Below are 24,987 nucleotides of genomic sequence, written 5' to 3'. Positions count from 1 at the left end.
TTGAATGGCCAGCAGCATCTTTTAGTTCCTATCTTTTAGTTGCTAAGCAATGGAAGCAAAAACATGAACAGTCTGTATCGTAAAGCCTTATTGCCAAGCCCTGTGCAATCTCAGGTCGATTTTTTTGATACGCGCGCGGCGGTCGAGGCGTTAAAACCGGGCGCATACCAAACTTTGCCTTACACGGCACGTATTCTGGCCGAAAACTTGGTTCGCCGCTGCCCAGCGGAACAATTGAGCGAAAGTCTGCTGCAAATTATCGAGCGTAAACGCGATCTTGATTTCCCTTGGTATCCCGCGCGCGTGGTGTGCCACGATATTCTCGGCCAAACCGCGTTGGTTGATTTGGCGGGCTTGCGTGATGCGATTGCCGAACAAGGCGGCGACCCCGCGCAAGTCAATCCTGTGGTGGAGACTCAGCTGATTGTTGATCACTCGTTGGCGGTGGAATATTCCGGCTGCGATCCTGATGCGTTTGAGAAAAACCGTGCGGTGGAAGACAGACGCAACGAAGATCGCTTCCATTTTATCGAGTGGTGTAAAACCGCGTTTAAAAACGTCAGCGTGATCCCCGCCGGTAATGGCATCATGCACCAGATCAACCTCGAAAAAATGTCGCCGGTGATACAGGTGAAAGAGGGTGTGGCTTTCCCTGATTCTTGCGTAGGCACGGATAGCCATACGCCGCACGTTGATGCACTCGGTGTGCTGGCAATTGGTGTGGGCGGCCTTGAAGCGGAAACCGTAATGCTCGGTCGCCCTTCCATGATGCGCTTGCCAGACATTGTCGGCGTGAAACTGACCGGAGTGCGCCAACCAGGTATTACCGCAACCGATATTGTGTTGGCTTTAACTGAATTTCTGCGCCGTGAGCGCGTGGTCTCGGCCTATCTGGAATTTTTTGGCGAAGGAGCGAAAGCGCTGACCATCGGCGATCGCGCGACCATCTCCAATATGACGCCGGAATACGGCGCGACCGCCGGCATGTTCTACATTGATGAACAGACCATTCAATATTTAAAACTCACTGGCCGCGAGCCAGAGCAAGTCGCTTTGGTCGAAAGCTACGCCAAAGCCGCAGGTTTATGGGCGGACAGCTTAGAGCACGCTGAATACGAACGTGTGCTGGAGTTTGATCTCTCCAGCGTTGAGCGCAATTTGGCGGGGCCTTCCAATCCGCATCGCCGTTTGCCGACCAAGGAACTGAGCGCGCGCGGCATTGCCATACCTGCTCAGCAACGAGACGCACAACAAGCAGAGGGCTTGATGCCTGATGGCGCGGTGATCATCGCCGCCATCACTTCCTGCACCAACACCAGTAACCCGCGTAACGTGGTTGCGGCAGGGCTGCTCGCCAAAAAAGCTAATCAGCTCGGCCTTAAACACCAACCTTGGGTGAAAACCTCTTTCGCGCCGGGCTCGAAAGTCGCCAAATTGTACTTGGAAGAGGCTGGGCTGCTCTCTGAACTCGAACAGCTTGGTTTTGGGATTGTGGCGTATGCCTGTACCACCTGTAACGGCATGAGCGGTGCGCTCGACCCTGCCATTCAACAAGAAATTATTGAACGCGATCTCTACGCAACAGCTGTGCTGTCTGGTAACCGCAACTTTGATGGCCGTATCCATCCATATGCCAAGCAAGCGTTTTTGGCTTCGCCGCCACTGGTCGTGGTTTACGCGATAGCAGGCACGATGCGTTTTGATATTGAGCGTGACGCGCTGGGTCACGATGCGCAAGGTAAGCCGATTTATCTCAATGACTTATGGCCAAGTGATGAAGAGATTGATGCCGTCGTCGGCCGCGCGGTGAAACCGGAGCAGTTCAAGCAGATCTATATCCAGATGTTCAAACTCGATGAGACGCAAAGCGCGAGCTCACCGCTGTATGACTGGCGGCCGATGAGTACGTATATTCGCCGTCCGCCGTATTGGGAAGGCGCGCTCGCGGCGCCGCGAACCTTGAAAGCCATGCGACCACTGGCGATTTTGGGTGACAACATCACGACCGATCATTTATCGCCCTCCAATGCCATTTTGGCGAGCAGCGCGGCTGGAGAATACCTAACTAAAATGGGCGTGCCGGAGGAAGATTTTAACTCTTACGCTACCCACCGCGGTGATCACCTGACTGCGCAGCGCGCCACGTTTGCCAACCCGAAACTGTTTAACGAAATGGTCAAAGAAAACGGGCAGATCAAACAAGGTTCTCTCGCGCGTATTGAGCCGGAAGGCAAAGTAACCCGCATGTGGGAAGCGATTGAAACCTACATGAACCGCAAACAACCGCTGATTGTGATTGCGGGAGCGGATTACGGCCAAGGTTCATCACGCGACTGGGCGGCCAAAGGTGTGCGTTTAGCTGGCGTTGAAGTGATTGTGGCCGAAGGCTTTGAGCGCATTCACCGCACCAACTTGGTTGGGATGGGCGTACTACCGTTGGAATTTAAATCGGGCGTCAATCGCCACTCGTTAGCGCTCGATGGTACTGAGCTGTTTGATGTGGTGGGTGAGATCAAGCCCGGTGCCGATTTAGCGCTAGTCGTGACCAGACAAAACGGCGAAAGGCTCGATGTGGCGGTGACGTGTCGCTTAGACACAGCCGATGAAGTGCACGTATACCAAGCGGGTGGTGTGTTGCAACGCTTCGCGCAAGATTTTTTGGCGCAGTAGGAGGCAGTATGAACGAGACAGTGTCACAAATTCGTATTCCTGCCACCTACATGCGTGGGGGAACCAGTAAAGGGGTGTTTTTCCGTCTGAACGATTTGCCGCTTGAAGCGCAGCTTCCTGGTGCGGCTCGTGACGCATTGTTGCTGAGAGTGATTGGTAGCCCAGATCCTTACGGCAAGCAGATTGATGGCATGGGCGGCGCGACATCAAGCACCAGCAAAACCGTGATTGTCAGTGCCAGTTCGCGTGCTGATCACGATGTGGATTATTTGTTCGGGCAAGTGGCGATAGATAAGCCGTTTGTCGATTGGAGCGGAAACTGCGGCAATCTTTCCGCTGCGGTGGGGCCGTTTGCAATCCATGCTGGGCTGATTCCTGCTGAGCGCATTCCGCATAATGGCGTAGTGGCGGTGAAAGTGTGGCAAGTCAACATCAGCAAAACCATTGTGGTGCATGTGCCGATAGTCAATGGCGCAGTGCAGGAGTGCGGTGAGTTTGAACTCGATGGCGTGACCTTTCCGGCTGCCGAAGTGCAGGTTGATTTTGTTGATCCTGCGGATGACAGCGGCGCTATGTTCCCAACTGGTAATGTGATGGATGATTTGCAAGTGCCGGGTGTCGGTACGTTCAATGCAACTTTCATCAACTCGGGCATTCCAACCATTTTTGTGGATGCTGAAGCGCTCGGCTATCAAGGCATTGAGCTGCAAGATGCTATCAATAGTGACTCACAAGCCTTGGCCAAGTTTGAAACGCTACGCGCTTATGGCGCACTGAAAATGGGTCTGATTGAGCGCATTGAAGAAGCGCAAAACCGTCAGCACACGCCAAAAATTGCTTTTGTCAGTGGCGCTAAAAGTTACTTAGCTTCAAGCGGTAAGCGAGTAGAAGCGGATTCGGTGGATCTGTTGGTGCGCGCGCTCTCGATGGGCAAGCTGCATCACGCCATGATGGGCACGGCCGCTGTGGCGATTGCCTCTGCCGCCGCCGTTCCGGGCACGCTGGTCAATTTGGCTGCCGGGGGCGGTGAGCGTACGTCAGTCACTTTTGGTCATCCCTCCGGCACGTTAAAAGTCGGAGCGAAAGCCAAGCAAGGTGAACAAGGCTGGCAAATAGAGCGCGCGATCATGAGTCGCAGCGCCAGAATTCTAATGGAAGGATGGGTACGCGTTCCCGAAAATTACGCTGCCCTCAGTGAGAGCAAGGAGTAATGCGATGTCTGCCTATCAAGAGCAATATCAATGGGCGAAAGAGCAGCCCGAAGCCTTCTGGCGCAAACAAGCGCAGCTGATCGACTGGTTTCAACCGCCGCAAACCATTTTGGCCAATGACGAGCACGGTATTGAGCGCTGGTTTCCCGATGGTGTACTCAATACCTGTTGGTTAGCACTCGACTATCATTGTGAACAAGGACGTGGTGATCACACGGCGCTGATTTATGATTCGCCTGTGACAGGCAAAAAGCAGCGCTACAGTTACTCGGCACTGCGTGACAGTGTCGCGAAAATTGCTGGTATGCTGGCCGCACAGGGGGTGAGCAAGGGTGATCGCGTGATCATCTACATGCCGATGATCCCAGAAGCGGCGATGGCGATGCTGGCTTGTGCGCGTTTGGGCGCGATTCACTCGGTGGTGTTTGGTGGCTTTGCACCGAATGAGCTGGCAGTTCGGATTGAAGATGCGGAGCCGAAAGTGATCATGACCGCCTCATGCGGCGTGGAAATCAATAAGGTGATTCCCTACAAGCCCATGGTCGATAAAGCCATTATGGATAGCCGCTGGAAACCTGAAAAAGTCTTGGTTTATCAGCGCAGCGAATGCCGTGCCGAGCTCACTCATGCACGCGATTTGGAATGGAATACGGTCGTGCAATCGGCCACGCCGCACGGCTGTGTGCCTGTGCTCGCCACCGATCCGCTGTATATCCTCTACACATCAGGCACCACAGGCAAACCGAAAGGCGTGGTGCGCGATAATGGCGGCCACGCGGTTGCGCTCAAGTATTCAATGCAGATCATCTACAACATGCCGCAAGATGGAGTGTTTTGGGCAGCTTCGGATGTGGGCTGGGTAGTCGGTCACTCCTATATTGTGTATGCGCCGCTCATTCACGGTTGCACCACCATTTTGTATGAAGGTAAACCGGTACGCACACCCGACCCCGGCGCGTTTTGGCGAGTGTGTCAGGAGTACCAAGTCACCGCACTGTTTTCTGCGCCGACCGCGTTTCGTGCCATCAAAAAAGAAGATCCAAATGGCGATTATGTAAAACAGTACGATTTGTCGGCGTTAACCACCATTTTTATGGCCGGAGAGCGGCTTGACCCGCCGACCTTGGAATGGGTACAAGCCAAAACCGGCAAGCCAGTGATTGATCACTGGTGGCAAACAGAAACGGGGTGGGCGATTGCTGGAAATCCCACCGGTCTTGAATCTATGCCCATCAAAGCGGGCTCGGCAACCAAACCGATCCCCGGTTATCAGGTGGAGATTCTTAATGAGCTTGGCGAAAACATGCCCGCCAATCAGCAAGGTTTTGTCGCACTGAAACGGCCACTGCCACCAAGCTGCCTGCCAACCGTGTGGCGCAACCATGACCGTTTTGAGTCGGGCTATTTGGCGCAATTCCCCGGTTACTACGTGTCCGGTGATGGCGGTTATCTTGATGACGACGGGTATCTCTTCATCATGGGACGCATTGATGATGTGATCAACGTTGCGGGGCATCGACTATCGACAGGCGAGATGGAAGAGATTGTCGGCGCGCATCCGGCTGTCGCGGAATGTGCGGTGATTGGCGTCCACGACGAGCTGAAAGGGCAGTTGCCACTGGGTTTAGTGGTGCTCAAAGATGGAGTGAAGATTGATGCGCAAACGTTGGAGCAAGAGCTGGTCGCCAGTGTGCGCAATCAAATTGGTGCGGTGGCTTGCTTTAAGCATGCCATAGTGGTCGAACGCTTACCGAAGACGCGATCCGGCAAAATTTTACGGCGTATCATCCGCCAAATCGCCGATGGTGAGAGTTACACCATTCCGTCGACTATTGACGATCCCATGAGCCTCAATGAGCTGGAAAACCTGTTTCAGCACTGAAAATGCAATGAACAAAACATAAAGTGCTCCTCATGGAGCACTTTTTAATGGCCTATCTCATCTCTGTGACACAGATAACAATCTGATTGCACAAAATCCCCACAGTGAAAGCTGATTTTTTTCCGAGCTTCATATACAATTTCGCCCCACTATAAATTGATAAAAATCACAAAATGGCCAATATCTCACTCTCTTCGGCAAGCAGTGCAGATTTACAACAACTCAACCAGTTGATGTTTGAGCTGCATGATGAACACCATCAACAATGCCCTGAACATTTCAAGACCGCGGAAGAGATTGAACAAGAGAAGAGTATTGCCCGTTATTTGGATGACCCGCAGTGTTTGGTGTATGTCGCCAAACAAGGTGAGCAGGTGGTGGGCTTTATTACGGGCCATTTTTGTGAGCTGGTTTCGACCGTGAGTCAGGCGGTTGCAATGGGAAGTGTCGATGAGCTTTATGTGCTTCCGGCCTTTCGTGGACAAGGGATTGCCAGTCAGCTATGTCATAAATTAGAGCGGGTTTTCAAAGATTACGGGGTAAAACAGATGTTTGTTGAAGTCTGGGACTTTAACCAGTCTGCCCAAGATTTTTATCAGTGTGCTGGTTTCGTTCAGCATATTCACTGGTTGCGTAAACCGCTGGTTTAGGTCAGTTCGTTTTTTTAAAGGAAACAATCTTGTTGGCACATGTTCGCGCATTTTGGTTAATGTTGGGTTTCACATTCTGCATGGGGCTTTCTTTTTCGGCGTTATCTAGCCAAGAAGAAGAGGCAGCTTATCGCGGCGCTTTATGTCTGATCCGTGGTGATCATAAATTAGTGATGACCCAAGAAGTGCTCACCGGAAAACTCTCCTTGCCCGGCGGTACGATTGAAGCGGGTGAAACACCCCAAATGGCGGCTCAGCGTGAAACATGGCAAGAGACTGGCATGGTGGTTTCTGTTGGACGCCTGATTGGCCAGACATCGACCGCGGTAGTCTATGAATGCGTCAGTGAATCTCAGGTGATCGCTTACTCTTACCAAAATGGTTTTGGAGGGTATGAACTGCCGATCTGGTTTGCGCCGGATTATGGGGTAGAAACCGTTTCTGCCATGTTGGTTAATCCAAGTTTCATCAAGGCTGAGCAGTATCGTTATCCAGAACAGTGGTCTTTTATTGCCGATTTATTCAAAGTAAGCCAAGAGCAAGCGGTAGATTATGTGGCAGAGCTCCATAAAGCGGCTCCTCAATTTCAGCAGGTGGAATTAGAGTGGTTGGGGCAATTACAACATGGTGTCGCCCAACTAAAAAAGAGTATGCCTTGGTTACAAAACCTGATCTTAAGCGGGATGATTTTTAATCTTCCCGTGGTCGCTTTGGTTCTGTTTCCTTTGCTCTATTGGCAGCTTGGCAAACCTTATTGTTACAAGATTCTGTTTGCTATGTCGGTCACATCCTTGCTGTGCCTCGTCGCTCAGCAGGGGTTCGCGTTACCAAGACCACATGTTTACCAACCTGCATTAGAGCTGTTTCCAAGCTACGGCTTTGCCTTCCCGAATTTGCCTATCGCGCTTTGGAGCTGCTTAGGTGTGCTGCTGTGGCATGTGCAACAAGAGTTCACTCAGCGTTGGGTGATGCGTGTGTGGGTCGGTCTGTTTGCTTGGCTCTCATTTGCTTCTTTTTATTCGGGTAGTGCTTTTCTCAGTGATCTTGCCACTGGTACCTTAGTGGGAGCCTTGGTTGCTTGGCACATTATTCGCCTCGATTTAAAACCGGGTGTGAATGTCGAGAGCCTACTTTGCTCTAAGTCGGTTTGGTGGGGATTGACCGTCGCTTGCGTGATCCTTGCTATCATCTGGCCGCAACCCATTTTTACGCAATGGCTTGCGTTATTGGTGACGATCTCTGGTCTAGTGACCCTCTTAACACCAAGCTCTTCAACGCTTTCATTGCGTGGGGTGTTGCTAATGATCGCGCTGTTACTGTTAGCCGATCAGGGAATCTCCTTGTTGATTGAGCCCTTCAATCACAGTTCATTCTATATGTTAGTGGGTGAAACTCTGCGCTATCCCGTGCTGATTTTACTGTTTGTGTTATTGGCTCGCCGCGGCTTAAAAGCTCCGATAGTAAGTTCCACATATTAAAATCAGTTTAAATAAAAACCGGAAGCCATTTGCTTCCGGTTTTTATTGATGACTCAAGTACTTGATTAGGCGGTAGTGTAAGCGCAGACGAATTCGGCAATTTTCACCATATCCGCAATCGCGATGTACTCTTCAGTAGTATGCACTTTAGCCATACCGGTTGAGAGGTTTACCGTAGTTAACCCTTTCGCATTGAAATTATTGGCATCGCTGCCACCACCACTCAGCTTGGTTTTCGGCTCAATACCGATTGTTTCAAAGCTCGCTTTGATCGCTTGGATATGCGCGTTATCTTCTTCCAACTTAAAGGCGTTGTAAGCGCGAGTCGATTCAATCTCAACGGTTGCGCCATGCTTTTCCGCGGCACGTTCAAAAGTTTCAATCATGTGCTGAACTTGCGCTTCGAGTTTGGCATCGTTGAGTGAACGCGCTTCCGCCACGATTTTCAGCTCAGGCATCACAATGTTCGTCGCTTGACCGCCCTGCACAATACCGATGTTAGCCGTGGTTTCTTCGTCAATTCGCAGCAGTTTCATTTGAGTAATTGCATCAGCGGCCACCGCAATGGCGCTGATCCCATCTTCCGGTACCAAACCAGCATGAGCGGGTTTACCTTTGATCAGTGCGACGATTTTTTGCTGACCCGGTGCTGCACGCACGATAGTGCCGATTGGGCCGCCTGTGTCGAGAACAATCGCTTTCTCTGCTTGCACCTTACTCATATCAAAATGCTCAGAACCTTTCAGACCGCCTTCTTCATGCACAGTGAAAGCAATCTCAATGGTTTTGTGCGCTTGCTGGCTATCGCGCAGAACACGTACCGCTTCAAGGATCGCGGCAATGCCAGATTTGTCATCGCCACCCAAAATCGTGTTGCCTTTGGAACGGATAATGCCATCTTCAATCACAGGCTCAATGCCGATACCCGGTTTAACCGTATCCATGTGGCAACTAAACAGAATACTGTCATTGAGTGTGCCTTCTAGGCGGGCATACAGGTTAAAGCCGTTTGACACCTCCGCCGGAACAGGGAGTTTATGTACGGTGAAACCAAGTTCGCCCAGTTGCTCCGCGAGCGTTTCAGCAATCTTTTTTTCATAGCCCGATTCGCTATCGATCTGAATCAGTTGCAGGAAGTGGTCAACAAGGCGTTGGGTATTAATCAGACTCATAGGAATACCTCTTAGGGAACAGAAGTTGTCACCATGCCTGCAATTGACTTGACTGATGATGCGTTAAATCAAAAAAAGCCTGAAAACCAGAGGGAAATAGAAACCAGAGCGTTGCAAGACTTAATGGTGTCAATAGAGAGGTTCCAGCCACGTCTGGCATGAATTGAAAGTAACAATATTGTTACATTGTAAGCCTGGCTTTACTCCCCTTAGGCGAGTGTGAATTCACGAAATTTAGACATGAAATTTTAACTATTTATTAATATTCAATGGGTTGTGTTTAAATTTTGTAGGATTAGGGCAAGGGTTTTTGTGGCGTTGATCTTAGATGTGTTGAATGTAATAAAATTGTTACCTTTTGATGGTTTGGGGTGAGTTAAACCATTTGCAGAGCTGGGATTTTCTTTATGAATTATTTCAGCCATGGTTACTTCAACTCAACACACCAAGGAAACGATGATGATGGATAGCGTAAACCCACTCGGTACAGATGGCTTTGAATTTGTGGAATATACTGCCGCTGATGAGCAGGGCATTGCCAGCCTCAAACACCTCTTCACCTCTCTGGGCTTTGCCGAAATTGCTAAACACCGTTCTAAAGAAGCTTGGCTGTATCGTCAGGGTGACATCAACTTTATTGTCAACGCACAGCCTCGTAGCCAAGCTGAAGCGTTTGCTAAACAGCATGGCCCTTCGGTATGCGGGATGGCGTTTCGCGTGAAAGACGCGGCGATTGCTCTCAAGCATGCGCAGGCCAATGGTGCCGTCGAGTACAAAACTGAGATTGGGCCTATGGAGTTAAGCATTCCGGCGGTGATCGGGATTGGCGATAGCTTGCTCTATTTTGTGGATCGTTATGGCGATCGCAGCATCTATGATGTCGATTTTCATTTCTACCCTGATAGCAAAGAGCGCCTTGCCAAAGCGCAAGTGGGGTTGTATGAAATTGACCACCTCACCCACAACGTGAAACGTGGCAACATGAACCTGTGGGCCGGTTTTTATGAGCGGATTGGTAACTTCCGTGAAATTCGCTACTTTGATATCGAGGGCAAACTGACGGGGTTGGTGAGCCGAGCCATGACCGCGCCCTGTGGCAAAATCCGTATTCCGATCAACGAGTCCTCTGACGATAAATCGCAAATCGAAGAGTTTATTCGTGAGTACAAAGGTGAAGGTATCCAGCATATCGCGCTCAGTACCGAGGATATTTACCACACTGTGAAAACCTTGCGTGAACGTGGCATGGACTTTATGCCCACGCCGGACACCTATTACGACAAGGTGAATCAGCGAGTGGTGGGACATCAAGAAGATGTGCAAGCACTGCGTGACTTACGTATTTTGATTGATGGTGCACCGATGAAAGATGGCATTTTGCTGCAAATCTTCACTCAAACTGTGATTGGGCCTGTGTTCTTTGAAATCATTCAGCGCAAAGGTAATCAAGGATTTGGTGAAGGTAACTTCAAAGCGCTGTTTGAATCGATTGAAGAAGATCAGATCCGCCGTGGAGTATTGACTGATGCATAAATGGATCACTTTTCCGCATCGTGAAGGCACTTGTTCAAGGCAGGCGCATGCGGATTTCCCAGAGCAGGCGATTTACGAACGTGAAGCGGGGCGCAGTGGCTTTTTTGGCCCCGCAGCGCATTTTCATCATCAACATGCACCGACAGGTTGGAGCGAGTGGGAAGGCGAACTGCGTCCACGCGCCTTCAACTTCAATCATGTGCAAGGGATCCATGCTTTGTCTCCTTGGCAAGTGCCCCTGTTACTGCACAACCATGAAGTGAAAGTGCGGGTGTGGAAGCTAGAGCAAGCTATGCCAGCGTTGGCGCGCAATGCCGATGGTGATGAGCTGCTGTTTATCCATCAAGGTAAAGCGGATCTCTATTGTGACTATGGCCATATGGTCGTCAGTGATGGCGACTATGTGCTGATCCCGCGCTCGACCAACTGGCGTCTAGAGCCGATTGAGCCCTTGTTTATTTTGATGATTGAAAACACCGATGCTGCTTATGCGTTACCCGAAAAAGGCTTAGTCGGCAATCACGCGGTCTTTGACCCTGCGGTGTTGGACGTGCCTTCGATCAATGATCAATTCCGCGCACAATATTCTGAGCAGCAGACGCAAGTGCAGGTGAAGCGTCATGGGCAGCTAAGCACCATCACCTTCCCGTTTAATCCTTTGGATGCGGTGGGTTGGCATGGCGATCTCTCTGTCGTGCGCCTCAACTGGCGTGATATTCGCCCGCTGATGTCGCATCGCTACCATCTTCCGCCTTCGGCACATACCACCTTTGTCGGCCAAGGTTTTGTGGTGTGTACTTTTGTCCCTCGTCCCATTGAAAGTGATCCCGGCGCGCTGAAAGTGCCGTTTTATCACAACAATGATGATTATGATGAAGTGCTGTTTTACCACGCTGGCGATTTTTTCAGCCGCGATAATATTGAAGCCGGCATGGTGACCTTCCACCCTGCGGGTTTTACTCACGGCCCCCATCCGAAAGCGTTCCAAGCAGGCTTGGAATATCGCAAAAAATTCACCGATGAAGTGGCGGTCATGATTGATACCCGCCATGCGCTACAGTTTAGTGACGCAGCGCAGCAGGTGGAAAATCGTCAGTATGTTTACAGTTGGCAGAGTAAAAAGGAGTAGGGCGATATGAAGTTAGCGACCCTGAATAATGGTACGCGAGATGGCCAGTTGGTGGTTGTCAGCCGTGACTTAACCCTTTGTGTTGCGGTACCTGAGATTGCCAGTACTTTACAGCAGGCGTTGGATAATTGGGATGCGGTGGTGGCATCGTTACAAGATGTCTATTTCGCACTGAATGAACGTACTATTACTGCCCGTTTGTTCGACCCAGAGCAGTGTTTATCTCCGTTGCCTAGAGCCTATCATTGGGCGGATGGTTCCGCTTACGTTAACCACGTTGAATTGGTGCGCAAAGCGCGTGGCGCAGAAATGCCCGCCAGTTTCTGGACGGATCCTCTGATGTATCAAGGGGGATCAGATACGTTTTTAGCCCCGCGGAGTCCGATCCTGATGAGCGATGAAGCGTGGGGAATCGATTTTGAAGCAGAAGTGGCGGTGGTAACTGCCGATGTGGCGATGGGAAGCTCAGTGCAAGAAGCGGCGCAGGCCATTCGGCTACTGATGCTGGTCAATGATGTGTCACTGCGTGGTCTGATACCCAACGAACTCGCTAAAGGGTTTGGTTTCTATCAATCCAAACCTTCTTCGGCTTTTTCACCTGTCGCGGTGACTCCAGATGAGCTTGGTGAGGCGTGGGATGGCGCGCGCCTTGCCCTGCCATTACGTACCACCTATAACCACGAACTGTTTGGCTGTCCCAATGCCGGCGTGGATATGACTTTTTCATTCCCAGAGTTAATCGCTCATGCAGCGAAAACACGAGCACTGTGTGCGGGCTCGATCATAGGGTCGGGCACCGTTTCCAATAAGCAGGGAACCGATTATGGCAGTGCAATCCGTGAAGGTGGCGTAGGGTATTCATGCATTGCTGAGCTGCGAATGATAGAAACGCTGCGTGATGGTGAGCCTAAAACATCCTTCATGCGCTATGGTGATACGGTGCGAATTGAGATGCTCAATCCACAGCAACAGAGTATTTTTGGTGCGATTGAGCAACAGGTGATGCAGTACAACAAGGAAGTGTGATGAGTTTAATTCTCTATGGTTATTGGCGTTCGTCAGCCGCCTATCGAGTGCGTATTGCCCTCAATATTAAACAGTTGGTTTACGAGTCACGCGCCGTGCATCTCAGCCGTGAGGGAGGGGAGCAGCATCATGCCGAGTTTCATCGCCTCAATCCTAACGAGTTGATTCCTGTGCTTATCGATGGTGAACTCTGCTTGAATCAATCGCTGGCGATTATTGAGTATTTGGATGAAACCTATCCCGACCCCCGTTTGATCCCAGAGCGAGGTGCCGAGCGTTATCAGGTGAAAGCGTTAGCGTTAGACATCGCAGCGGATATCCATCCGCTCAATAACTTGCGGATTTTGCAGTATCTTACCGCAAAGCTTGGTGTGGCCGATGAAGAAAAAAATCGTTGGTATCGCCACTGGATTGATAAAGGTTTTCAAGGTTTGGAAGAGAAATTGCGCTATACGGCAGGGGAATATTGTGTGGGTAATCGCTTGTCTCTGGTCGATGTCTGTTTAGTGCCTCAAGTTTATAACGCTGAGCGATTTGATCTCGATATGAGTCGTTATCCCACCTTACAGCAGATCGCAGCAAGGTTACGTGCTTTGCCTGCGTTTGCGCAGGCTGCTCCAGAAAATCAGCCTGACGCTTGTTGACCCAGTTGAATCGGTACCATAGCAGATTCTTCATCGGCAAACTTTTGTGCAATGTCGATGAAGTTCTGCTCTTCTATTAAAAAGGCATCAATCACCATAGGGTCAAAATGTGAACCTCGGCCTTGTAAAATGATCGCTTTGGCCTCTTCATGACTCATCGGTTCTTTATAAACGCGGCGGCAAATCAAAGCGTCATACACATCGGCGAGAGCCATCAAGCGGGCACTCAGAGGAATATCGTCGCCTTTGAGTCCTAGTGGATAACCTGAACCGTCCCACTTTTCATGATGACCCATGGCAATTTCTTTTGCGACATTGATGAGCGCGGTACAGGCTCCGGAAAGTTTCTCCGCTTTTTCGAGAGCAAGCTTACCCAGCAAGGCGTGATTGCGCATAGTGGTAAACTCATCTGGGGTCAATTTGCCCGGTTTGAGCAGAATATTGTCGGGAATGCCGACTTTACCTATGTCGTGCAACGGTGCCGCTTTAAAGTAAGTATCAATCACGGTCGGGCTCAGTACATCTCGGTATTTGTCCGTGGTGGCGAGACGCTGGGCTAATACTTTCACGTAATGTTGGGTACGCAGTAGGTGATTACCTGTCTCCGGATCGCGTGTTTCTGCAAGACTGGCCAGCGCAAACACCACAGCATCTTGCATGCGATCCAACTCTCCGGACCGTCGCAGCACTTCGGTTTCCAGATAATCGTTTTGATTCAATAAAATGTCTTTAGAGCGCTTATTTTGTAAGTGAGTGTGAACGCGCGATTTCAGCAGCGGAATGCTGACCGGTTTAAAAACGTAATCAACGGCACCAAGCTCAAAGCCTAATTGCTCATCTTCGGGATTACTTTTACCTGTAAGAAAAATCACCGGAATATGCTCGGTATGCGGGTTATGTTTGATTTGATTAATTACCTCATAGCCCGACATTTCTGGCATGACAATATCGAGTAAAACCAGATCGATAGGGTATTGCGCCAAAATCTCGAGTGCCACTTTTCCTGAGCGAGCAGCCTTGATTCGATAGTACTGTGCCAGCCCTTGCGACATAAAGGCGATATTGTCTGGCGAGTCATCGACGATCAGTATCGTGCATTGGCTAAGGTCTTCCATTGACATGTGAAACATCCTATTCATCACAAAGTTTAGGCATTTAAGATTAAAGTGACATGAGTTGCTTAAACTATAGCTAAACTTTGAAAATAGGTTATACAAAATCCTGTGTAGAGAAGGAGATGGCATGCGCTCGATAAAAGCGATGTTCGTACTACTGTTTTGCATGATGGCGATATTGGCGGTTGCCATGTTTAAAGTGACTCGGCAAGTCGCAGATCTTAGGCTAGAGAGCCATCAATACAGCGAGCAGCTTTTTCACTTTTATCGTCTATCTCAAGAGTTAAAACAAAGCTCAGACCACTTGACTAAGTTTGCCCGAGCGTATGCTAGCACTGGCAATGAGCGATGGTTGCGTATGTTTAACCAAGTTTTGAATGTCCGTAATGGCAAACTGCCAGCACCAAGCAATAATGATTACGAGTTTTGGGATGTAGTTGTACTTAACGATTCGAGTGAACTTACACCAAACGCTAATCAGCGCTATCCCACATTGATTGAACGCATTCGTCAATCCGGCATTGGGTCGGTCGAGTTTCTTGAATTACAAAATGCTTTATCGTTATCGGATCAGTTAGTCGCATTGGAGCGTGAAGCCTTCATGGCGGTGAAGGGGTGGAAGAGAGAGTTTGCGGGGGAATACCGCTACACCGGGGAACCTGATCTTAACTTTGCCCGTTCTTTGCTTTATAGCGAAAAGTATTTTCTCGAGAAAGCTAAAATTATGGCTGCAATTGGATCTGCGCACTCCAATATCGTAGATCGTATTGAATCTGAAGTGCGAGCGGCTGATGAAAAAGCGCAATTTTATGAACGAGTTAATTTAGTTTTAGTCAGTTTATCACTGTTGGTCATCATCGCTTCTTTCATGCTACTTTGGGTTATTTATATTGCGCCATTGAGTATTTTACTGAAAACGGTGGTGAGACAAGTTCGCAGTGAAGATTATAAATTTACCCTGACTCAAAAAGCGTATGGCGAATTACAACGCTTTATCGATAGTTTGAATGTGGTGTTTCACCATATTGCCGAGCAGCTCAGTTTTAATACCTTGGTGAAAGACTTCAACATCATCATTCGCAACCATCCGACCACGGAAGCCTTGTGCAATCAGGTGACACAGTTTTTACTGCACCACTTCCCCGTTGAACTGATAGGTCTTTATCTCTATCAAAATGGTGTACTGACACGCATTGCCGGTGTTGGTCAGTCGGAGTCTGCACAACGTGACTACAGTGATCCAACGACAACGCATTATAGTGTGCTGCGTTCGGGCAAGCCTTATGCAATGAAGTCCCTCAATGGCAACTTCCAAGTGGTTTCTACCTCAGGAGTGATTGCACTCAATGAGGTGTATTACCTACCTCTACAGGTCAATAATCAGCCGATAGCGTTACTGGAGTTAGGAACTGTAGGCATGCTGACAATGCAGCAATACCATTGGTTATCGCAGATGCTTGACGATCTCTCTGTCGCGATTCAACTTAGCCAAAATGCGGAGCAGCAACGTTTGGCAGAAAGAAAAGTGCTTGAACAATCACAGCTCAATCAAGAGATCCTCGATGCTACACCCAACCCGATGTACTGCTTGAGTGCAGATGGTAAATTCCTCACTGTCAATGCCAAGTTCTTGGATCTCATGGGTTTATACAATAACGAAGTGATTGATAAAGAGCCGCAAGAGATTTTCCCCGCTGAGGTTGCAGAGCGCTTTGCTGCGGCGCACCAAGTGTTGACTCAGCAACAAAGTAGCCAAAATTACGAAGTTTCTTTGGTCGATTACACGGGTGTTCAGCGTGAAATGCTGGTTTACGAGGCGTCTTTTAGCGATCGTGCGGACAAGGTCAATGGTATCGTCGGTATTTTGTTGGATATGACCGAACGCAAAGAGATGGAAGATGAACTCCGCAAAGCCAAAGAGGCGGCGGACGCGATGAGTCAGGCCAAAGGTGACTTCTTAGCGAATATGAGCCATGAAATCCGAACCCCAATGAATGCAATTTTGGGTATGGCACATCTGGCATTGAATACCCCACTCGATACGACACAACGCAAATACGTGACTCGTATTAATGAATCCGCCAAAAACTTACTGGGCATCATCAATGACATTCTCGACTTTTCCAAAATGGAGGCGGGTAAACTCAATGTAGAACGGATCGATTTCAATCTTGATGATGTGCTGGATAATGTGACGGCAGTCGTCTCATTGAAAGCCCAAGAGAAAGGCATTGAGTTTTTGATGGATATCGACCCGCACATCCCACTAGGGCTGATTGGCGATCCACTTAGGCTTGGTCAAGTGATGGTCAATCTGTGTGGTAATGCGGTGAAGTTTACCTCACAAGGCGAAATTGTACTGTCTGCACGAGTGAGCCAATTGAATGAACAGCAAGTCACGCTGCGATTTGCCGTCAAAGATACAGGGATTGGCATTGCCCAAGACAAGCTGGACGATTTGTTCGATGCTTTCTCGCAGGCAGATAACAGCATTACGCGTCAATATGGGGGCACTGGGCTTGGGTTGAGTATCAGTAAGCAATTGGTCGAGCTTATGGGAGGGCAAATTACCGTTCATAGTGAAGAAGGTAAAGGTTCCACCTTTGAGTTTTCTGTGGTGTGTGGTCTGCAAGATGCCAAAATGCGTGATATTTCCCAACCTGTGCATGGCCTAGCGGATAAGCGAGTGTTAGTGGTGGATGATAATGATTCTGCTCGCCACATTCTCGACTCTTTACTGACCGCTATGCGTTTTAACGTCGTAACGGTGAGTAATGGGTTTGAGGCGCTGTCGGAAATTCAACAGAAACCCTTTGATATGTTGTTTGTTGACTGGAACATGCCTGGTATGAATGGCATTGAGCTACTGACGCGAGTGAAAACCCTCGGCCTTCGTGGGCACATGAAGAGCTTTTTAGTGACGGCTTATGGACGTGAGATTAACCTTGAAGGCGAAAACAGCAAGTTGGTTGACGCTTTAATTGTCAAACCGGTTAATCCCTCGAATCTGCTGGATGCGATTGTGACCAGTTATGGAATTGAGCATGTACGCCATAAAACGAACGAAGCGCATCACAACAGCAGGCCGAATTTTGTCGGCCAGAGTCTGTTGTTAGTCGAAGATAATGAGGTGAACCAAGAAGTTGCGCTTGGCCTACTCCAAGACACTGGCCTTAATGTCGTGGTCGCCAATCATGGTCAAGAAGCGCTTGAGAGGTTAGAGCATGCCGATTTTGATCTGGTGTTAATGGATATGCAGATGCCGGTCATGGATGGGATCACCGCGACTGAGCATATTCGAGCCAATCCGCGGTGGCAGAGCTTACCCATCGTTGCTATGACCGCTAATGCGATGGCGATAGATATTGAACGCTGCTTGCAAGCAGGCATGAATGATCATCTTTCCAAACCGATTGAAGTGGATAAGTTTTATCAGGTACTCAGGCATTTTCTTCAGGTGAGTGATGAGCAGAGCTTTTCATCGCATTCCCCAAATAAACCCAGCGCATCAAAACCTGCTATGAACGCTTTGTTGGATCTGCCTCAGTTGACGGGCGTTGATTTGGAACAAGCTATCTTCCGGATTGGGGGCAATCAACAACGCTATTTTGAAATTCTGCGTCACTTTATCGATAGCCAAGTTGATGAGCTGAACAGTGTAACAGGGCTAATCGAAGCGCAAGACTGGAGCTCTGCGACCCGAGTGGCTCATACTCTGAAAGGTTCTGCCGCGAATTTAGGATTGGAAGCTTTAGCTCAGTTGGCGGCAGAGATGGAGCAGAGTCTAGAGCAGCAAGTCCCACCTTCGCTTGAGCAGCTTCAACAAGCTCAAAGCTTGCTAACCCAAGTCGATGATGAACTCTCTGCGTGGGAACATCAGCATAAAGAGCCGCTATTGGCGGAGAACCTAGATTGGGGTTTGTGGTATCAGCAGTTGCAACAGGCGATCAATGATTATGATGTCACCGCATTAAGCCTGAGTAAGTCCATTCGCCAAGTTTCCCAGTGGGATTCGGCGCAGCAAGCCGCCTTAATTTCTGCAATTGAAGATTTTGATTTTGAGCAGGCAAAGACGCTATTAGCCAGCTATCCGCAGTTAAGCGGTGAGCGTTTAAGCCAGTAGCTTTAAAGTAATAGTGTTCAAGGTTTGCAACGAGAGTTGTTCAAGAAAGGCGATCAACCCGACACGCGGTCAAAAGATCCAGTGTCGGGTTTTTGAGGACTAGAATTACAAACTGGCTAGTACAGTTTCTGCTTTGCTCAGTTCAAAGGTTTTTGGTGGCTCAACATTGAGCAGAGTGACTACGTTATTTTCAATAACCATGGCGTAGCGTTGCGAGCGCACGCCACCAAAGTTACCTGTGTCCATTTCGAGACCTAAGGCTTTAGTGAAGCTCGCGTCGCCATCAGCCAGCATGGTAATTTCGCTCGCATTTTGCGCTTCGCCCCACGCTTTCATCACAAAAGCATCGTTAACTGAAACGCAAGCGATCATATCGACGCCTTTCTCTTTGAATTTGTCTGCCAAGACGACATAGCCAGGTAGATGTGCTTCTGAGCAAGTCGGAGTGAAAGCACCTGGAACGGCAAACAGTACGACTTTTTTGTTAGCAAACAAGGTGGTTACAGAGTGAGTCAGTGTACCCTCACTGGTTCTTTGGCTCAGTTGAACATCTGGTAAGGTTTGTCCGATTTGAATCATTATGTTTTCCTTATGAAGGTGGTATATCTCTACACGATTTCGAGCCCTAGCTCGGAATGAGTCTAGCCGTAGTGTAGCCCCTTATCGAGCAAACAAATACAGAGTGTTATTGGGGATATATTTTAGAGGATCGACATACTGTTTCAGTATAGGATGCGCATGTTCACTCTTTCGGTTGAAATCTTGGCAAAGTTCGACAATAAAGTTTATTTTTTATAATGAATTGTGTGCGACAAAAATGAGAAAAACACGGTGAATAGTGTGATCAGAAATTAGATAATCCACCACTTCGATTGACGACGAAAGAATAAGTAACGAAACCTTGGCGGATAATAAAAAGGATGGGTACAGCCAAGTACCTGAATGGATATCGTTGTCGTCATGCAATGTCACTAAAACCTGAATCACTTTTTATGATAAGTGAGTAAAGGAAAGCTAGGCTTCAAAATAAAAAACCGCTTTTCATCATTGGTGATGGTGCACTTGGCTCACGCCCAGATGATCAGCGAATAATAAGATTATCCAGCTTAATGCTGGAAGCCATTATACCTAAACAACTTGGGGTTGCCGCCAATACCGCTGCCGCTTCAAGTTCAAGGTGTATAAGACCCTAAAGGGGCGGTCTTCCAGTATAAAGGACCATTAGAATAATGACAGGAATTAGGCTTTTAGCTTGCTGCGGAGTGCAGATCTGTTCAGTGTTTTTGCTGATCATCAGTTCATCTGCTTATGCCGTAGTCGAACATATTTCGGACTATTTCGTGGAGACGTGGACTTCCACTGATGGTTTACCGCACAACAGTATTAATAGTATTGCCCAGACACGCGATGGTTATTTGTGGTTTGCCACTTGGGAAGGCGTGGTGCGATATAACGGCATCAATTTTCAAGTGTTTGATCGCAATCCACAAACTGGAATGGTTGACTCCGGAACTCGCACCTTATTACCCATGGACAACAATGGGTTGTTGGTGGCTGGTGCTCGAGGGAGTATCACGCACAGACAGAGTTATGGCTGGCAATCTTTTCGTTCTGCGCCCAGTTTAGTCAATGGTGCATTGATTGATGATGCGCAAAACTTGTGGCTCGCGATTGAAGGTCTCGGTGTGGTCGTTCGACCTTATTTGGGTAATAACCTCTATGGGCCTGATCGATGGTTACTGACTGATGCCAGTGTGTATCGTTTAGTAAAAAATCAGCATGGAGTGATTTTTGCGGCCACCGATAAAGGGTTGTATCGCTTTAATGATTGGCAAGCGTCAGCCATGGAACTGCCGATTGGGCGCTATGAGCGAATTAACTATATTTCCATCAGTTTGAATCAAGAACTTGTCGTGGCAACAGATCAAGGTGTTTGGATCAATACTGAAGAAGGCTTCCAATCGTTGTTTGTACCGCTTGAAAAAGAAGTGGTGACGCTGGCGGAGCAAGATCGTGCCGGGAACTGGTGGATTGGCACGGTTAATCGCGGCATTGCACGTTTGAAAAATCAGCAACTGCAATTTTTGGAGCCTAGTCGAGGTTTGCCTTATAGCCGAGTGCTTTCTTGGTATCAGGATATCGAAGGCAGTGTATGGGTGGGGACCAATGCTGGCATTATGCGACTGCGTGATGCGCCTTTCATTAATATCAACAGTGATAAAGGATTAGTGGGCGATTATGTCCGAACCTTGTTGCCTCTAGATGACCGACGAGTCATGGTCGGCACCAGTCGTGGATTAAGCATTATTGAAGAGGGCTTGGCACATAGCGCGTTAATGCCTCAAGTCGGTGCTCGTCCTTCGATACTCAGTCTGGCCAAAGCAGACCAGCAAGGTGAAAAAGTCTGGGTTGGAACGGTACAAAAAGGATTGCTCCTTTGGCAAAACGGCCAGTTGCGTCCTGTGCTGGATGAAAATAACGGTTTGCCAAGCAGCGAAGTCAGAGCCATCATCACCGATTCACAAGATAATCTTTGGATTGGTACTTCAAATGGTATTGTCAAAAGAACGCCGCAAGGTGTGCTGACGACATACAACAAAAACAACTCCCCCTTGCCTGATGATTACATCATGGCACTCGCTTTGGATTCGGAAGGGAAGCTGTGGGTTGGTAGTGCCGTTGGTGTGGCTTATTTTGATGCTCAAGGCAAAATTCGTCCGGTTGATCTTACTAAGCAAGAGCAAGCACAGTATGTGTTTGGCTTCTACATGGAATCCGATTATGTCTGGATGGCCACAGACAGAGGCATCGTGCGTTATCGCTTGAGTGATGCAAGCGTTTCCCTTGTCGGTCGTACCGCAGGCTTACCAATCGATAAATTCTTCCAAATGCTACGTGATAGTGAAGGGCATGTGTGGTTATCCAGCAACCGTGGGGTATGGAAGCTCAACTATGATCAGATGTTAGCGGTCGCTGATGGCATGAGCACACAGCTTGAATTCGAACATTTTGATGAAGGTGATGGCATGGCAACCAGTCAGGCGAATGGAGGGACCAACCCTGCGTCTGCAAGTTTGCCAAATGGTGAGCTGCTTTTTGCCACTGCGAAAGGGGTGGCGAGCATCAAGGTGCAGCGTCTGCAGCAACTGAGTGAACTGCGTTTACCGGTCGTTCTCGAATCGGTCAGTTTTGACAGCGAGATTATCAATCCTGATCAGCAGTACATTGCTGCGGCTGGAACCAATCGGGTGAGCTTCGGATACGTGGGGCTAGGTTTTGTGATGTCAGAGCGTTTGCAATATCGCACGAAACTTGAAGGGTTCGATCGAGATTGGTCATATCGGGGCCATAGTACCCAAGCGGAATACACCAATTTAGCGCCGGGTAAATATAGATTCTTTGTCAGCGCCCGTTATCCGTATGGTGAGTGGAATGATGCCACGTTTAGTTACGTATTTATCATTGAACCTCATTGGTGGCAGCGTAAAGAGGTGATTGTCATGGCTGGCATGCTGTTTTTGGCGCTGGCGGTGTCACTGGTGATGTGGCGAATTCGTATTTTGAAACGGCGTGAGTTGTATCTCGTTGAGCAGGTTGCGCTGCAAACCCAAAAATTGCGCCTACAAGCGGAAAAGTTTGAGAGACTCTCGAAAGAAGATGATTTAACTGGGCTTGCCAATCGCCGCGCATTTGATATGTACCTCAAACAAGCCTTTTCTCGTCTGCAAAATCCAGATCAGCAAGTCAGTATTGCGGTGCTGGATATTGATCACTTCAAGCAGATTAATGATCGTTATTCGCACATTATCGGCGACCAAGCCATTGTAGCGGTATCACAAGAGTTACTTGGGTATGTTGGCGACAAAACCCGAGTGGCGAGATGGGGCGGTGAAGAGTTCACCATCTTATATGTAGGAGATCCTAAGCAAGCTTGGGGTTATTTTGAAAAGCTGCGTTGTAAGATTGAACAGGTTGATTTGTCTGCAGTAGCACCGGGATTAAACGTGACAGTGAGTATTGGCTTTGCCGATGCGCAGCAGGCGGAGAGTTATGAAACCGTTTTGAAGCTGGCGGATCATGCATTATTGACGGCGAAGAAACTCGGGCGTAACCGCGTGGTGAAAAGTGAAGAGTGGCAAGTAAAAAGCGGCCTCCATTGAGACCGCTTTCTATGCTTGCTAACGTTCGCTCACGCCATCGCTTATAAAACCTTACAAGCAAAGCCTTTGAGATAAAAACCTTCAGGATAAGCGGTATCGGTTGGGTGATCGGCCGCTTGTTCAAAACGCTCAACAAACTTTACATCGCGTCCAGCATCGAGAGCCGCATCGGCAATAATTTTCTGAAATAGCACTTGATCCATTAACCCTGAACACGAGTAGGTGAGCAGGGTGCCACCTGGGTTTAAGATCTGCATGGCCAGCATGTTGATGTCTTTATAGCCGCGGCATGCACCATCCAGCTGGGCTTTAGATTCGGCAAACTTGGGGGGATCCATCACCACCACATCAAAACGTGTGCCTTGGTCGCGGTATTCGCGCAGCAGTTTAAATACATCGGCATTCAAGAACACCGCACGCTTTTTACTGATATCGAAACCGTTCAATTCAGCATTGAACTTAGCCGTATCCAAGGCTGGTTGAGAGACATCTGCGTTGATCACACGCTTAGCTCCGCCTTTGAGTGCGTATAAACCAAAACCACCCGTGTAAGAGAAGCAGTTCAGCACTTCTTTCTCTTTAACGTATTTCATGGATTGGAAGCGGCTGTCGCGTTGATCCAGATAGAAACCCGTTTTGTGTCCACCCACAATATCGACGCTGATCTTAACGCCATTTTCTTCAATTACGACTGATTTAGGTGGTAATTCACCGTGCAGTACCCCAACGCGCTCGTCCAGCCCTTCTTTTTTACGCACCGCAACATCGGAACGCTCATAAATATGGCACTCAGGGAAGCAATGTAATAATGCCTCGACCAGAGTTTGTTTTTGATACTCGGCACCGGCACTCAGTAGTTGGCAGACCAAATAATCTTGATATTTGTCGATAGTAATGCCGGGTAAGCCGTCTGATTCTGCGGCAATTAAACGGTAACCGGTTAAGCCATCACGTTCGATAATATCGTTGCGCAATAATTGTGCTTGTTCGATGCGTTTAATGAAGAAATCGCGATCAATCGGCTCTTGTTCAAAGCTCCAGACACGCGCAGTAATTTGTGAATGCGGTGAGTAGGCCGCTTTGGCTAACCATTTGCCTTCAAAGGAGTAAACATCGACAGTTTCTCCCAGTTCAGGAGTCCCTTCGACTTTGCTGATCCCACGAGAAAAAATCCACGGATGTTTACGACGCAAAGATTTGTCTCGACCTTTGACCAAATAAATTGCAGGAGTCATTACGCTACTCAGATGGAAATAGAAATGGGCGGCTATTGTCGTGGAACTGATGAAGAAAAGCAAAAGAAAAGCCCCTTCCTTATGATTCGAAGGTAAGGGGTTATCAACTCTTTTTGGGATAACGTGGATTTCGGCTATGCTTGAACCAGTTTCATTAAAGTCGTATCGATGAATCTGGCTTTCTTATGCCACAGGGAAGAGAGCATTCTGTGGTCTGAACAATGGCATAAATCAGGATGAAAAAAATGGAAAAACAGTGCAGTAAGTTTATCGTTTCAGGTCATGTGCAAGGTGTGGGTTTCCGCTATCACACGTCTCATCAAGGTCTGAAGTTGGGTTTAACGGGCTACGCAAAAAATCTCAATAACGGAGATGTAGAGGTCGTGGCTTGTGGCACACCTGAAAGATTAGAAGAGTTGTATCTATGGTTGCAAGAAGGTCCTAAAACTGCCAGCGTTCGGCAAGTGCGCCGCTTAAGCAGTGATACAGATTATGACTATCCAGGGTTTGAAATTCTATAGTGTTAAGTCGGAAGAGTGTCAAAGCGAAGCCTAATACGATGACTTCGCTATGGAGTTTTTAAATCTTATAAGCACTTCGCCGGTTTTGGTAAGCCAGCCAGTTTTGTTGCTTGTTTGGCGGGGCCTTTCGGAAAGAGTTTAAACAGATATTTACTGTTGCCTTTTTCTGGGCCGTGCTCTTTTTCCATCGCTTTGACCAACATACGAATAGCAGGGGAGGTTTTAAACTCCTCATAGAAACGACGGACAAAATGAACCACTTCTAAGTGGGCATCTGTCAGTTCAATCCCTTCTTGCTCTGCTAAAAGAGCGATCATCCCTTCTTCCCATTGCGTAAAGTCAAGAAGATAGCCTTGGGCGTCAGTGTCGATAGTTTTGCCTTGGTATTCCAGCATGGTGAGTGTCTGTGGTTGTCAATTTGCGCATAGGGTAGCGAAG

17 protein-coding genes are annotated in these 24,987 nt (G+C 48.6%); 12 read left to right on the top strand and 5 right to left on the bottom strand.

Going from position 1 to position 24,987, the window contains the following annotated elements; all coding sequences use genetic code 11:
* The first annotated feature begins 63 nt into the window (after positions 1 to 63).
* The 5 genes from acnD (at position 64) to F0316_RS07415 (ending at position 7,891) form a co-directional block, all read left to right on the top strand.
* Complete coding sequence (gene acnD, locus F0316_RS07435; RefSeq protein ID WP_149560366.1) at positions 64 to 2,670, top strand: Fe/S-dependent 2-methylisocitrate dehydratase AcnD; 2,607 nt, start codon at positions 64 to 66, stop codon at positions 2,668 to 2,670.
* Positions 2,671 to 2,678: 8 nt separating this feature from the next.
* Positions 2,679 to 3,881: a 2-methylaconitate cis-trans isomerase PrpF gene (prpF, locus tag F0316_RS07430; protein ID WP_149560365.1), complete on the top strand. Its 1,203-nt coding sequence runs from the start codon at positions 2,679 to 2,681 to the stop codon at positions 3,879 to 3,881.
* A gap of 4 nt (positions 3,882 to 3,885) precedes the next feature.
* Positions 3,886 to 5,763, top strand: coding sequence for a propionyl-CoA synthetase (locus F0316_RS07425; protein ID WP_172625986.1), 1,878 nt, complete (start codon positions 3,886 to 3,888; stop codon positions 5,761 to 5,763).
* A gap of 173 nt (positions 5,764 to 5,936) precedes the next feature.
* Positions 5,937 to 6,413, top strand: coding sequence for a GNAT family N-acetyltransferase (locus F0316_RS07420; RefSeq protein WP_001284194.1), 477 nt, complete (start codon positions 5,937 to 5,939; stop codon positions 6,411 to 6,413).
* An 80-nt stretch (positions 6,414 to 6,493) separates the two neighbouring features.
* The gene (locus F0316_RS07415) at positions 6,494 to 7,891 is read left to right on the top strand and encodes a bifunctional NUDIX hydrolase/phosphatase PAP2 family protein (RefSeq protein ID WP_001891844.1); all 1,398 of its coding nucleotides are present in this window, start codon (positions 6,494 to 6,496) and stop codon (positions 7,889 to 7,891) included.
* Between the two features lie 65 nt (positions 7,892 to 7,956).
* Here the strand turns inward: F0316_RS07415 and F0316_RS07410 are convergent, their stop codons facing one another.
* Complete coding sequence (locus F0316_RS07410; protein WP_000052821.1) at positions 7,957 to 9,063, bottom strand: tripeptidase T; 1,107 nt, start codon at positions 9,061 to 9,063, stop codon at positions 7,957 to 7,959.
* A 459-nt stretch (positions 9,064 to 9,522) separates the two neighbouring features.
* Here F0316_RS07410 and hppD point away from each other — a divergent pair, with 459 nt between their 5' ends.
* From hppD to maiA, 4 genes are read left to right on the top strand one after another with little or no spacing between them, the layout of a single operon-like run.
* Positions 9,523 to 10,596 (top strand): 4-hydroxyphenylpyruvate dioxygenase, encoded by a 1,074-nt coding sequence (hppD, locus tag F0316_RS07405; protein WP_000969495.1) that lies wholly within the window; start codon positions 9,523 to 9,525, stop codon positions 10,594 to 10,596.
* Positions 10,589 to 11,725: a homogentisate 1,2-dioxygenase gene (locus F0316_RS07400; protein ID WP_000549758.1), complete on the top strand. Its 1,137-nt coding sequence runs from the start codon at positions 10,589 to 10,591 to the stop codon at positions 11,723 to 11,725. Before hppD ends, F0316_RS07400 begins: the two co-directional genes overlap by 8 nt.
* A 6-nt stretch (positions 11,726 to 11,731) precedes the next feature.
* Complete coding sequence (locus tag F0316_RS07395) at positions 11,732 to 12,751, top strand: fumarylacetoacetate hydrolase family protein (RefSeq protein ID WP_148523375.1); 1,020 nt, start codon at positions 11,732 to 11,734, stop codon at positions 12,749 to 12,751.
* Positions 12,751 to 13,395, top strand: a complete 645-nt coding sequence (gene maiA, locus F0316_RS07390; RefSeq protein WP_172625985.1) for a maleylacetoacetate isomerase — start codon at positions 12,751 to 12,753, stop codon at positions 13,393 to 13,395. Before F0316_RS07395 ends, maiA begins: the two co-directional genes overlap by 1 nt.
* Here the strand turns inward: maiA and F0316_RS07385 are convergent.
* Positions 13,377 to 14,516 (bottom strand): response regulator, encoded by a 1,140-nt coding sequence (locus F0316_RS07385; protein WP_000061358.1) that lies wholly within the window; start codon positions 14,514 to 14,516, stop codon positions 13,377 to 13,379. The genes maiA and F0316_RS07385 overlap by 19 nt on opposite strands.
* Positions 14,517 to 14,637: 121 nt before the next feature.
* Here F0316_RS07385 and F0316_RS07380 point away from each other — a divergent pair, with 121 nt between their 5' ends.
* Entirely contained in the window at positions 14,638 to 18,633 is a 3,996-nt protein-coding gene (locus tag F0316_RS07380) for a PAS domain-containing hybrid sensor histidine kinase/response regulator (protein ID WP_114725156.1), read from the top strand.
* Positions 18,634 to 18,738: 105 nt separating this feature from the next.
* On the opposite strand, the gene F0316_RS07375 is transcribed toward F0316_RS07380, so the two are convergent.
* Entirely contained in the window at positions 18,739 to 19,212 is a 474-nt protein-coding gene (locus F0316_RS07375; RefSeq protein WP_000614591.1) for a peroxiredoxin, read from the bottom strand.
* Between the two features lie 650 nt (positions 19,213 to 19,862).
* Between F0316_RS07375 and F0316_RS07365 the strand changes: the two genes are divergently transcribed.
* The gene (locus tag F0316_RS07365) at positions 19,863 to 22,793 is read left to right on the top strand and encodes a ligand-binding sensor domain-containing protein (protein WP_002023053.1); all 2,931 of its coding nucleotides are present in this window, start codon (positions 19,863 to 19,865) and stop codon (positions 22,791 to 22,793) included.
* Positions 22,794 to 22,834: 41 nt separating this feature from the next.
* Here F0316_RS07365 and F0316_RS07360 read toward each other — a convergent pair whose 3' ends face one another.
* The gene (locus F0316_RS07360) at positions 22,835 to 24,028 is read right to left on the bottom strand and encodes a class I SAM-dependent methyltransferase (protein WP_000186571.1); all 1,194 of its coding nucleotides are present in this window, start codon (positions 24,026 to 24,028) and stop codon (positions 22,835 to 22,837) included.
* Between the two features lie 245 nt (positions 24,029 to 24,273).
* On the opposite strand from F0316_RS07360, the gene yccX reads away from it, so the two are divergent.
* On the top strand, positions 24,274 to 24,549 hold the full coding sequence (gene yccX, locus F0316_RS07355) for an acylphosphatase (RefSeq protein ID WP_000414771.1): 276 nt from the start codon (positions 24,274 to 24,276) through the stop codon (positions 24,547 to 24,549).
* Between the two features lie 65 nt (positions 24,550 to 24,614).
* Here yccX and F0316_RS07350 read toward each other — a convergent pair whose 3' ends face one another.
* Positions 24,615 to 24,944, bottom strand: coding sequence for a TusE/DsrC/DsvC family sulfur relay protein (locus F0316_RS07350; RefSeq protein ID WP_000895407.1), 330 nt, complete (start codon positions 24,942 to 24,944; stop codon positions 24,615 to 24,617).
* Positions 24,945 to 24,987: the final 43 nt, after the last annotated feature.

It is taken from the genome of Vibrio cholerae, assembly GCF_008369605.1.
Classification (GTDB): Bacteria; Pseudomonadota; Gammaproteobacteria; order Enterobacterales; family Vibrionaceae; genus Vibrio; species Vibrio cholerae.
The sequence above is the reverse complement of the archived record's forward strand: the minus strand, read 5'-3'. Positions and strand labels throughout refer to the sequence as shown.